Below are 11,308 nucleotides of genomic sequence, written 5' to 3' on the forward strand. Positions count from 1 at the left end.
CGGCCCGCTGTGCACGGCGAAGTGCTTCGGCGTCGCGACGACGTCCGGCAGGTCCGGGTTCGGTCCCTGGATGCCCTGGATGAACGCGACGCCCAGTTGCGCCGTCAGGTACGGGTCTTCGCCATACGTCTCCTGGCCACGGCCCCAGCGGGGGTCGCGGAAGATGTTGATGTTCGGCGACCAGGTGTCGAGCCCCGTGCCGATCCTGCCCAGGTGGCCCGTCTGGCGGCCCAGCGTGTGCAGCGCGCGCACTTCCGTGCTGATCGCGGACGCGACCTTGTGCACGAGCGGCGCGTCGAACGTCGCGGCGAGGCCGATGGGTTCGGGGAAGTTCGTCGTGGGCAGCGGTCCCAGCGCGCCGTGCAGCGATTCGGTCCACCAGTTATAGGCGGGAATGCCGAGGCGGGGCACGGCGGGTGCGACGTTGAGCAGCTGGTCGATCTTCTCGTCCAGTGTCATCTGCGCGACCAGGGCGCGGGCGCGGGCGTCCGCATCCGTGCGTGCTTCAGGGGATGTGGTGGTGGTCTGTGCCGCGGCCGGCATCGCCGCGGCGAGGATCAGGGCGCCGCACAGGGCGGTGCGCTTGATGCCTCTCGATAAGTCTCCTGCTTGACCAATTCGTTTGGTCTTATCTTTTTGCATAGGGGGTACCTTAAAAGGTCATGCCATCGGATAGGCTCCGTACATGATAGATGAGTGAGAAATGATTGCGATAACAAGAGGTGCCCGGCTCATCGGCGGCGTTCGATCGCTGCCGCAACCGTGGGTCGATCACGGGTGCGGGAAGGAAGGAACGCGCACATTGAGCCGGACGAGGTCCAATGTAGTGGAGGAATTGTTCGGAAGCCAATAACTTTTTGGTGAGAACCGATATCGGAATGGATATGGGTCGCGGCAGGTGTTCGACTGTTACGTAACATTAATGTTATACGCGAACATATTCACAATGTTGTGCTCGCACATCGCTCGTATTGTTTCGTTGAGGAAAGTCAAAGTTGAGTCCATAATGGCCTCAACAGAAGTATTGACTTCCAGCCGGCGCATCGTCATGCCATTTCCTCACCGCCTCGTCTCCTTCCTGCTCGTGACCGCCACGGCGTTCGGGCCGGTTGCGCACGCCGGTACCCCGGCCGTCGATCCCAGGGCGGAAGTGAACGCGATCTGGGACCTCGCGCAGGATTCCCCGCGCGCGGCGCTCGACCGGGTACAGGCCGCGCGCCGCGACCTGGGGCCGGATGCGCCCTACGACGCCAGGCAGATGCTGTTGCGCACGGAAGTGCGGCTCAGGGAAGACCTGGGCCAGCAGGACTCGGCCTATACGCTGGAACGCGAATCGCTGCAACTGGCGCAGGCCAGGGGCGATACGGCGGGCGTGGCGCTGGCCATGCTGGGCCAGGTGCGCGAGCTGCTCGAGGCCCATCGGCTGGACGATGCCCAGGCGCTGCTCGACAGGATCGTGGCCCAGGCGCCGAAGGACACGGCGCTGACGTTCAAGGTGTCGGCCGAGCGCACGCAGGGCGATATCCTGAACCTGCGCGCCCGGCTGGACGAGGCGCTGGCGGCCTACCTGCGCGGGCTGCGGCTGTTGCAGGGCAAGCCCGGCGAAAGCGGCAGGCGCGCCGTGATGTACGCCCGGATCGCCCAGGTGTACGCCAATGCCGACAATCCCGCCAAGGCGATCGAGAATGCCGACCTGGGGCTGGCGGAAAAGAAGATGTCGCTGCGGTCGCTCGCGTCGCTGCAGTTCACCCGCGCCATCGCGCTGGTCAGGATCGGCCGCGACGGCGAAGGCATCGCCGCGTTCGAGAACGCGCTGGCGACGGCGGTGCGCGCGGGATTGCAGGGTATGGAAGCGGCGGCCCGCGGCAATATCGCGGACTATTATCTGCAGCACCACGACTACGTGCGCGCGGAAGCGGAGTCGCGCAAGGCGCTGGTCGTGTCGGAAAAGGGCAGCGACCAGAACGTCATCCAGATGGCGCGCGCCAATCTCGGGTTCGCGCTGATGGGCCAGGGCCGCATAGCCGAGGGCCTGCCCTGGGTCGACGGCGTCATCGCGCACCTGCGCAAGGACAAGCTCATCGGCGACCTCGAGGCGATGCTGGACGAGAAGGGCCGCATGCTGGAGCGCGCGGGCCAGTACCAGCAGGCGCTGGCGATCGTGCGTGAGCAGCAGTCGCTGCAACAGCAGAGCGCCCGCGCCGCGCGCGACCGCGCGATCGCGACGCTGCAGGAAGAATTCGACGCCCACCGCCGCAGCCAGCAGATCACGCTGCTGCAGCGCGAGAACCGGCTGAAGGATGCGGAGCTGAACAACCGCCGCACGGTGCAGCTCGCGACGACGTTCGGCGCCGTGCTGACGGTGCTGGCGGGCGCCGTCGTGACGGTCCTGTACCGGCGCACGGCGCGCAGCAACGCGCGGCTGAAGGAATTGAACGTGCAGCTCGAATTCGGTTCGACGCACGACGCGCTGACGGGCCTGCACAATCGCCGCTCGCTGACGAACCGGATGAGCGTCCGCAAGGACGACCGCCGGCACCCGGTGCCCGGCGCCGTCGACTGCTTCGTCCTGATGGACATCGACCATTTTAAAAGCATCAACGACCGCTGGGGCCATGGCGCGGGCGACGCGGTCCTCGTCGACGTCGCGCGCCGCCTCGCCGCGGCCGTGCGCGACACCGACATGGTGGTGCGCTGGGGCGGCGAGGAATTCATGATCCACGCGCCCGCCATGGATCCGGCCAGCGTCGCCGGCATGGCGGAGCGGATCCTGGATGCGATCGGCGCCAGGCCCGTCGACGCGGGCACGTGCACGATCCCGGTGACGCTCACCGCGGGGATCGTCGCGCTGCCGGGCGCCGGCGCCGCGTTCGACTGGCCGTGCGCCGTGCGCCTGGCCGACTGGGCGCTGTATCAGGGCAAGGCGCAGGGCCGCAACCAGGCCCGTATCGTCACGCGGCTGTACGCGCCGGCGGACACCGTGATGGCGGCGCTCGACCGCGACGGCGCGGACGTCGCCGTGCTGCTGGCGCTGGAGGGCGTGCACGGCCCGCGCCAGGTGGTGGAACGGGCGCCGCCGCCCAGGCGCGACACGGGCGGCGGCACCCTGCACGCCATGGTGCGCGCGTGACCGGTTAGCCGCGCCGCGCCGCCTCGATCGCGGCGACGTCGATCTTTTTCATCTCCATCATCGCGTTGAACGCGCGCTTGGCCGCGGCGCGGTCCGTGCCCGTAAACGCTTCCATCAGCACGCGCGGCGTGATCTGCCACGACACGCCCCACCGGTCGCGGCACCAGCCGCACGCGTTCTCCTCGCCGCCGTTGCCGACGATCGCATTCCACAGGCGGTCCGTCTCTTCCTGGTCCTCGGTCGAGACCTGGAACGAGAACGCGTCGGTGTGCCTGGGACCGGGACCGCCGTTCAGGCCGAGGCACGGGATGCCCATCACGGTGAACTCCACCGTCAGGACACTGCCTTCCTGGCCGGCCGGATAATCGCCGGGCGCGCGGTGGACGGCGCCGACGGCACTGTCGGGGAATGTCTGCGCATAGAACGTCGCCGCATCGAGGGCATCGTTGTCGTACCACAGGCAAATCGTGTTCTTGTTGATCATCTCGTCTCCCTTCGTGGTCTGGAAATGGAGCGGACACGATAGCACGACGCGCGGCTCGCCGGCATGTGGCGGCTCATCGCTCGGCCTGCGCGGGATGTCCCGTCAGCGGCAGCTCCGGCAGGAACAGCAGCGCGATGAGCCCCGCCAGCACGATCAGCGCACCGGCGCCGAAAATGTTGGCGATGGCGTGGCGGTACACGTCCACCGTCAGCGCCTGCGCGGCGGGCAGCGCAGCTGCCGCGCCATGCGCGCTCGCGCGTGCGACGTCCGCGATGCCGTGCGCGTGCACCTGGTGCGCGAGGATGGCGCCGGAACCCGTCACGCCGAGCAGCCCGCCGAGCGAGCGGAAGAACGTCAGCATCGCCGTGCCCACGCCGCGCCGCGGGACGGGCAGCGCGTTCTGCACGGCGATCGTCATGTTGGGCATCACGAGGCCCGGGCCCGCGCCCAGCATGAAGATCGCGGGCTCGATGATCCAGTAGCCGCGCGCCGTGTCCATGCCCCACGCGAGGACCGCGAACGCCAGCACCGCCGCCGACAATCCCGCCACCTGCACGGCCTTGTACTTGCCCGAGCGCGACAGCACGCGGCCGTTCAGCGTGGACGACGCGATCATCCCGACCATCATCGCCACCGTCATCATGCCCGAATGCGCGGGGCTGCTGCCCATCACGAGCTGGAAGAACAGCGGGAAGAACACGCTCGCGCCCATCAGGCCCATGAACGTCAGCGCCATCACGATGCTGGCGATGTTGAAGACGCGGCTGTGGAACAGGTCCGGCGGCAGCACGGGTTCGGCCGCGCGGCGCAGGTGCACCATCAGCCAGCCGCCCGGCACGACGGTCAATGCCGCGCACACCTGCACCTGCACCGAATCCCACGCCCATTCCGTGCCGCCCAGCGCGAGGATCAGCAGCAGCGCCGTGATGGTCACCGTGAGCAGCACGGAGCCGAGGTAGTCGATGCGGTGCGCGTGCGTCTGCACGGGCTTGCGCAGCGAGCGCGCGATGGCGTGGAAGGCGACCGCGCCGACGGGCAGGTTGATGAAGAAGATCCAGTGCCACGACAGCAGGTCCGTCATCATCCCGCCCAGCACGGGACCGAGCACGCTGGTGACCGCGAACACGATGGCGATCGAGCCCTGGCGCCGCGCCCGTTCCTTCGGCGGCACGAGGTCGCCGATGATGATCTGCGCCAGCGGCATGAAGCCGCCGGAACCCATGCCCTGGATGGCGCGGAACGCGATCAGCTGCGTCATGCTCTGCGCGAAGCCGCACAGCATGGAGCCCAGCAGGAAGGTCGCGAGCGCCGTGAAGATCATCGGACGCCGGCCGTACTGGTCGGCCAGCTTGCCGTACAGCGGCATCGTGGCGGTGGAGGCGAGCACGTACGCCGTCACGACCCACGACAAATGGTTCATGCCGCCCAGGTCGCCCACGATGCGGGGCAGGGCGGTGGCGACGATGCTCTGGTCGAGCGCCCCGAGGCCCAGCACGGCCATCAGGGCCAGGTAGACGGAACGGATTTCGTGGGCGTCGGCGAACGTGGGGGATTCAATCTTCATGGTCGGCGAGGAAGTTGAGGGCGTCGATGGCGCCGGCGAGCGCGGTCATCTGGTCGGGCGACAGGCGGGCGATGCGTTGCGACAGCCAGTCGTGGCGGCGGTCGCGCAACTGGTGCAGCGCTTTGTGGCCGGCCGGGCTGACGTGCAGGCCGCTCCTGCGCCGGTCGTGTTCCTGGGCGGCGCGCTCGACGAGGCCGGCCGTTTCCAGGGCCTTGACCTGGCCGCTCATCGTCGGGCTGCGCACCTGCTGCATGCGCGCGAGCTCGGCCACGCCGATGCCGGGGTGTTCATGGATCATGTGCAGGAGCATCGCCTGCATCAGCGACATGCCTTGTTCCTGGCGCTCGGTGTCGCGCCGCATCTGGCGCACGAGGCCCTTGAGGGCCGTGCGCAGGTCTTCGGACAGGCGTTCGACGGGTTGGTCGTAGTTGGGCATGAGTAATATAGGTAGGCTACCTAACTATCTTACGCGCATCGCGCCGCGCATGCAAATGGTGTCTTGGTGACAATGCACGCATTTTTTCGGCGACACATTTGATAAGGTGGCGCACTATGCATTTTCGAGCCCAACTGGACCGTTCCCTCGCCATGCTGTCCGCGCGCGGCCTGGCGCGTCGTCACGCCGCGCCGCCGCTGTTCCGGCTGCTGTGGAAACTCGGCGTCCGCGTCCGCCCGCCGCACTTCCTCGGCTTCGCCCACATCGCCGGAGTCTATGGTACGTGGTTCACGTGCGCATGGGGCATGTTCATGTGGCTGCTGGTGTGGTCGCAGCAGGGACTGGACTTCCTGGGCGTGGCGCTCAGGTCTTGCGGCGCAGGCGCGGCGTTCGGCTTGATGATGGCGTGGTTTTATACGCGCGAACGCAGGGAATTCGCGTTGCCGGCCTGGGAATCGTTCGGCCGGGACGAACAGACAGGCTGAACGGGGGACGCATGCAGACGTCCGCCGAGGGTGTCAACCTGGTCGAGGTCCGCTGGGGCGAGGTGACGAGCGTCCGCATCGATCCGGACACGGCCATGCTGGAGCGGACGCTGCAGCGCATCGCGGCCAAGGGCACGGCGGAAGCGCTGGCCGCGCCCATCATCTCCTGAAGCGGCTTACAGCGTCTGCCAGGCCAGCGCGGCCATCACTTCGTCCACGCCGATCTTGTCGACCCAGTCGTCACGCCGCGCGACCGTAATCACGGTGCTGTTGTGCTTGTCGATGGGGGCCCATTCCGGATTCTTTTGACGCATCAGCGCGATCACGGGGACGTGCACCGCATTCGCCAGATGCATGACGGCCGTCTCGACGGAGACGATCAGCTTGCACAGGCTGAGGATGGCCGGCAGCTGGAAGAAATTGTCTTCGGCACTGAACAGATGGGTGCGCGCGAGGTCGTGGCGGGCGAACAGGGCACGGGCGCGCGCCAGGTCTTCCGGGACGACGTTGACGATGAAGCCGGCGTCGTGCCACGCGGCGTCGCGCTGCATCGTGCGGATCAGTTCGATGACCCGCTCCAGCGGCCACGAGCGCTCGACCGATTTCGAGTACGCATTCAGGAACACGACCTTGGGCGCCGTCACGCCGGTGCCGCCGAATCCCCAGGCGGCGAACTGGCCGCGCGCGTAGTCCATCCAGCGGTCGGGGATGGACAGCACGGGATAGCGTGCGGCCGGCGGGATCGTGATGCCGAACAGCTGCGTGAACCAGTCGGCGTAGATGTCACTGATGTGCTGGTCCGGATGCGATGCCGTGCTGTACGCGGAAATGAAGGCGTCCAGCTTGCGGTAGGCGAGGTGCTTCGGCAGGTCGTAGGACCGCACGCGCTTCTTCTGGCCCACGACGAAGCCGTGCGGGCTGATCTTGCGGGCCAGGCCCGCGTACTTGTGCCGGTCCAGCACGGCGAGCGACACGACGATCGGGTAATCCTGCTGCTTTGCTTCCTGCAGCGAGGCCTTGTACAGCGCGGGGCTGTAGGTTTCGTCGTAGACCTTGTCGAAGCAGGGGCACTCGGCCAGCCAGTCGTACAGCGCGTATTTCTTCAGGTGCGGCCAGTCCGCGGCCCGGCGCGTGCGGCGGCGCTCGTCGACCCACAGGTCGATCTTCAGGTGCGGGAAGGCGCGCGCGAAGGCGGTGAAGCAGCTTTGCAGGTAAGTGAAATCGCCCAGCGCCAGGTGGGCGATGAACAGGATCCTGTCGGCACGCGCGAGCAGCGCGCGGTCGACCAATGCCGTGCGGGCGGCCGAGTCGGCCAGCCAGTCCGTGTCGAATGCGCCCGGCTGTGCGTGGCCACCCCAGCTGTCCAGTTTCAGCGTCTGTTCACTCGAGATCTTCATAGCAAAATTGTAGAGGGCGAATGGCCGGGGTAAAACAGTCGGTGCTGTAAAGTTCGGTAAAGCTTTTATTAAGAATTACCAGACCAGGATGACGTCCGTGTTGCATGCCGGGGTAATGGGAAATGGCTGATTAGTAAATATTGCATCCCGCCAGTCTGCCAGATTGCATGGCAAAACGATGCACTGTTGAGGTTACAAGTTGTAACGACATGTGTCGCCGGCCGCACCACCGGCCGTTGGCGGGCCGATGGTGCGTGGTCCAGCGTCAGCCCAGGTTGCTGCCGCGGATCTTGCTCAGGTCCGTGTCGCTGCCGGCCGTACCGGGCCGTGGATCGAGGCTCCCGCCGGCGCCGCCACCGGGCATGGCACTGCCCGCGCCCGTGCCCATATCGGACGAGCCAGCGTGCCCGGCGCCCATCGAGCCCATGCCGGCACCCGCGCCCGTGCTGGCGCCAGCGCCGCCGCCGACCATGCCGCGCATCGCCACGTTCGGTCCCATGCTGGGCGCGCCGGAACGCATCGGGTCGGTGCCGTAGAAGCTGTGGATGTGCTGGGCCCATTGCGCGTCGGCCATGTCGGGCCAGGCATCCTTGTCGAAGCCGGGGGCGTTCCGCAGGCCTTCCTTCTCGATATCGAGCACGAAGCGCTTGTTGACGGTGTCCAGGTGCAGGGCCTGCCAGGGCACGGCGAACAGCTTGTCGCCCATGCCCAGGAAGCCGCCGAAGGACAGCACGGCGTAGGCGACCTGGCCGGTCTGCATGTCGAGCATGATTTCCTTGATGTCGCCCAGGTCCTGGTCGGCGGCGTTGACGACGCTGTCGCCGATCAGGGTGTCGGCGCCCATCAGCGCCGGGCCTGGGCCGGCATGTCGTCCAGTGGCCTTGTACATGCCATATTTGTCGCGATCTGCGTAGCTCATCTTTCTTCCTCCTGATGTCGATGATTGCAGGGCTGTCGGTGTGCGGTACCCATCAAGGATAGACGGGCCTCCTCGTACGCGTTTGCGTCCACTCAATCGTGCGCCAACGCGGTACGCGCCGACGTTCCGATCCTAGTCCCGATCCGCATTGCCGCGCGCCCGCTAGATGCCAGGAAAAAGACATCTGACACAGGTCGAAAAGTAGCGCTACGTAATACTTGGTGAGAATTAGGTGCCGCCTGCTCGACTATCATGCTGGACTTGGTTCATGATCAATGCACCCAAACACGAAGGAGTGGCGATGAAACGTTGGATGTTGGCGGTACTGATGTGCGCGGCGGGCGCCGCGCAGGCGAATTCGGCATGCGACAAGCCGAAGAAGGATTTCGACGGCCTGTATTGCCTGAACAAGGTGTACCAGGAAGCGGACAATGAGCTCAACAGCACGTACGGCAAGCTGGCCGGCAAGCTCGATGCGGACGGGAGGAAGCGTCTCAAAACGGGCCAGCTGCAATGGATAGCTGAACGCAACGACAACTGCTCGCGCCACGAGGGCAGCGCGTTCTACGTGAACCTCGAGTGCGCGACCGGCACGACCGTCCGCCGCGCCCAGTTCCTGCAGGACCGCCTGCGCGAGTGCGTGAGCGCGGGCTGCCAGAACAGCAAGCTGTAGGCGCGCCGGCCGTCAGTCCAGGTCGGAAGCGTCGTGGCGCTCCAGCACCTGTTCTTCCGGCTTGCCGCGCACGCGGTTGACCTTGCGCCCGCGGATCACGGCCGGCCGCGCGCCGACCTCGTCCGCCCAGCGGCGCACCTGCTGGTACTGGTGCACGGCGAGGAATTCGCCGGCATCGTACAGCTCGCCCAGCACGAGGCCGCCGTACCACGGCCAGATCGCCATGTCGGCGATCGTGTATTCGTCGCCCGCGACGAAGCGGCGCCCGGCCAGCAGGCGGTCGAGCACGTCCAGCTGGCGCTTCGTTTCCATCGCATAGCGGTTGATCGGGTATTCCAGCTTTTCCGGCGCGTACGCATAGAAATGGCCGAAGCCGCCGCCGACGAACGGCGCCGAGCCCATCTGCCACATCAGCCAGTTGAAGGTCTCGGTGCGGGCCGGGATGTTCTTCGGCAGGAAGGCGCCGAATTTTTCCGCCAGGTAGACGAGGATAGCCCCGGACTCGAACACGCGCACGGGGTCTGGTCCGCTGCGGTCGACGAGCGCCGGGATCTTGGAATTCGGGTTGATCTCGACGAAGCCGCTGCCGAACTGGGCGCCTTCGTTGATGCGGATGAGCCAGGCGTCGTATTCCGCACCGGCGTGGCCCGCGGCCAGCAGCTCCTCGAGCATGATCGTGACCTTTTGCCCGTTCGGCGTGCCCAGCGAATACAGTTGCAGCGGATGCTTGCCCTCCGGCAGTTCCAGCTCGTGGGTCTTGCCCGCCACGGGACGGTTGATGCTGGCGAAGGCACCGCCCGAGGGCGTCGCCGGGGACCAGACCCGGGGCGGGACGTAGGTGGACGTGAACGGGTTCGTGGGGTCGGACATTGCACTTCTCCTTCTGGGACTCGGTAGGAGAGGCGATGATGCCCGAAAAGCCGGCTTCGTGCTGGAAGCGGGCGCGCCGTCTCAGCGCAGCAGTTTCAACCCCGGCGGCAGCGCATCGCCGAACATGCGCGTGCTGCTTTCCTGGTCCAGTTCGACCACCTCGCGCACCTGCGCGGACCAGCTGGCCGGCGCCCCCGCGGACGCGAGCCGCAGCAAGACCTGGGCGCGCAAGTCCTCGCCGATGTCGCGCGTGCGGTCGCCTGTCTTGCGCGCGAGGTGGGCGGCGGCGAAGCCGGCCGGCTCGATCCGCTTCCAGTCGAACAGCATGAGTTCCGTCAGCCAGCGTTCGGCGGCCTCGGGCGGCGCCACTTCGTGCGCGCTGCCGTGCAGCGGCGTGCGGGCGCCCACGCGCGCGAGCGCCCACAGATAGCGCGCGTACGTGGCCGCCGCCTTCGCATCGGGCTTGGGCGTGACGGGAATGCCCATGATGCGGCCGACCATCCAGTCCCCGATCTCGGCCTTGTACGCGGCCGGGATGCGTTCCAGCGACGCGCCCAGGCGCAGCATGTCGTCCTCGCTGCCGTCGACGAGCGTGGCGGGACGCCTGGCGCGGTCGCCCGGATCGGCCTGCAGGTTGAACGCGAAGTCGTCGAGCAGGCGCAGCTGCGCTTCCGTAGAGAGTCCGCCGGCGACGCGCCGCCACAGGGTCCACCATTCGGCGCGGACCTGGCTGTCCTTGACGTACTGGGCGCCGGCCGGGAACAGGGCCCACAACTGCTGGATTCTCCAGTCGTCGAGCGGATCGCCGAAGCCGGGCCGCAGGCACCAGCCGGCCAGGTTCAGCCACACGCGTTCGTGCTCGGCCGAGCGGCGCCGGCCTTTCGCGCGTTCCATCAGGGCGTCGAACAGGCGGCGCAGCAGCGGGGTCTCCCACCGTTCGCGGCCGCTCAGCACGTGTTCCAGCGCGCCGCGCAACTGGCGCACTTCGCGTACCTCCACCTGCTGGTTGCGCGCGCCGAAGATGCGGTCGATGCGCTTGATGGCCTCGTCGAGTTGCGGATGCGCGACCTCTGGCGCTTCCTCTTCGCCGCGCAATTGAAACTCCAGGCGCCAGCGCTGGCCGCTGCCATCCTCGGCCACGCAGAACATCTCCAGCGTGCCGAGCTCGGACAGCGCGGCCGCCAGTTGCACGGGAATGGACGCCGTCTTCGCATCCTGCGCGCGCAGCACGGTGGCGATGGCCGGCAGCCGCACGACGTCGGCGGGATCGAGGTCGACGAGATCGCCCGCCGCGGCCGTAGCGGCGATGGCGGAGACGAGGTGGAAGCGCACGGGCCGGCCCACGCGCAG

11 protein-coding genes and 1 pseudogene are annotated in these 11,308 nt (G+C 67.3%); 4 read left to right on the forward strand and 8 right to left on the reverse strand.

Annotated features, from left to right (window positions below; genetic code table 11):
• Nucleotides 1-642, reverse strand: a 642-nt coding sequence (locus ACEN88_RS15240; protein WP_413340853.1) for a glycoside hydrolase family 3 N-terminal domain-containing protein, incomplete at its 3' end; no start/stop codon positions are given.
• Between the two features lie 406 nt (nt 643-1,048).
• On the opposite strand from ACEN88_RS15240, the gene ACEN88_RS15245 reads away from it, so the two are divergent.
• Nucleotides 1,049-3,130, forward strand: coding sequence for a diguanylate cyclase (locus ACEN88_RS15245; protein WP_413340855.1), 2,082 nt, complete (start codon nt 1,049-1,051; stop codon nt 3,128-3,130).
• A gap of 4 nt (nt 3,131-3,134) precedes the next feature.
• Here ACEN88_RS15245 and ACEN88_RS15250 read toward each other — a convergent pair whose 3' ends face one another.
• The 3 genes from ACEN88_RS15250 to ACEN88_RS15260 form a co-directional block, all read right to left on the reverse strand.
• A complete protein-coding gene (locus tag ACEN88_RS15250; RefSeq protein ID WP_413340857.1) occupies nt 3,135-3,614 on the reverse strand; it encodes a VOC family protein in 480 nt (159 codons plus the stop codon).
• A gap of 73 nt (nt 3,615-3,687) precedes the next feature.
• The gene (locus tag ACEN88_RS15255; protein WP_413340859.1) at nt 3,688-5,178 is read right to left on the reverse strand and encodes an MDR family MFS transporter; all 1,491 of its coding nucleotides are present in this window, start codon (nt 5,176-5,178) and stop codon (nt 3,688-3,690) included.
• The gene (locus ACEN88_RS15260; RefSeq protein WP_413340861.1) at nt 5,168-5,614 is read right to left on the reverse strand and encodes a MarR family winged helix-turn-helix transcriptional regulator; all 447 of its coding nucleotides are present in this window, start codon (nt 5,612-5,614) and stop codon (nt 5,168-5,170) included. Before ACEN88_RS15260 ends, ACEN88_RS15255 begins: the two co-directional genes overlap by 11 nt.
• Nucleotides 5,615-5,730: 116 nt before the next feature.
• Between ACEN88_RS15260 and ACEN88_RS15265 the strand changes: the two genes are divergently transcribed.
• Nucleotides 5,731-6,099, forward strand: coding sequence for a DUF6404 family protein (locus tag ACEN88_RS15265; protein WP_413340863.1), 369 nt, complete (start codon nt 5,731-5,733; stop codon nt 6,097-6,099).
• A gap of 11 nt (nt 6,100-6,110) precedes the next feature.
• On the forward strand, nt 6,111-6,269 hold the full coding sequence (locus ACEN88_RS15270; protein WP_413340865.1) for a hypothetical protein: 159 nt from the start codon (nt 6,111-6,113) through the stop codon (nt 6,267-6,269).
• A gap of 6 nt (nt 6,270-6,275) precedes the next feature.
• On the opposite strand, the gene ACEN88_RS15275 is transcribed toward ACEN88_RS15270, so the two are convergent.
• Nucleotides 6,276-7,496: a glycosyltransferase family 9 protein gene (locus tag ACEN88_RS15275; protein ID WP_413340867.1), complete on the reverse strand. Its 1,221-nt coding sequence runs from the start codon at nt 7,494-7,496 to the stop codon at nt 6,276-6,278.
• A 265-nt stretch (nt 7,497-7,761) separates the two neighbouring features.
• Nucleotides 7,762-8,415, reverse strand: a complete 654-nt coding sequence (locus ACEN88_RS15280) for a PRC-barrel domain-containing protein (RefSeq protein WP_413340869.1) — start codon at nt 8,413-8,415, stop codon at nt 7,762-7,764.
• Nucleotides 8,416-8,716: 301 nt separating this feature from the next.
• Here ACEN88_RS15280 and ACEN88_RS15285 point away from each other — a divergent pair, with 301 nt between their 5' ends.
• Nucleotides 8,717-9,088, forward strand: a complete 372-nt coding sequence (locus ACEN88_RS15285; RefSeq protein ID WP_413340871.1) for a lysozyme inhibitor LprI family protein — start codon at nt 8,717-8,719, stop codon at nt 9,086-9,088.
• Between the two features lie 12 nt (nt 9,089-9,100).
• On the opposite strand, the gene yghU is transcribed toward ACEN88_RS15285, so the two are convergent.
• Nucleotides 9,101-9,958 carry a glutathione-dependent disulfide-bond oxidoreductase gene (yghU, locus tag ACEN88_RS15290; RefSeq protein ID WP_413340873.1) on the reverse strand — a complete coding sequence of 286 codons (858 nt, stop codon included), beginning with the start codon at nt 9,956-9,958 and terminating at the stop codon, nt 9,101-9,103.
• A gap of 81 nt (nt 9,959-10,039) precedes the next feature.
• Nucleotides 10,040-11,308: pseudogene (locus ACEN88_RS15295) on the reverse strand (molecular chaperone DnaK); the annotation flags it as partial.

The sequence above is a fragment of the Massilia sp. CT11-108 genome (assembly GCF_047302915.1).
Classification (GTDB): Bacteria; Pseudomonadota; Gammaproteobacteria; order Burkholderiales; family Burkholderiaceae_D; genus Telluria; species Telluria orientalis.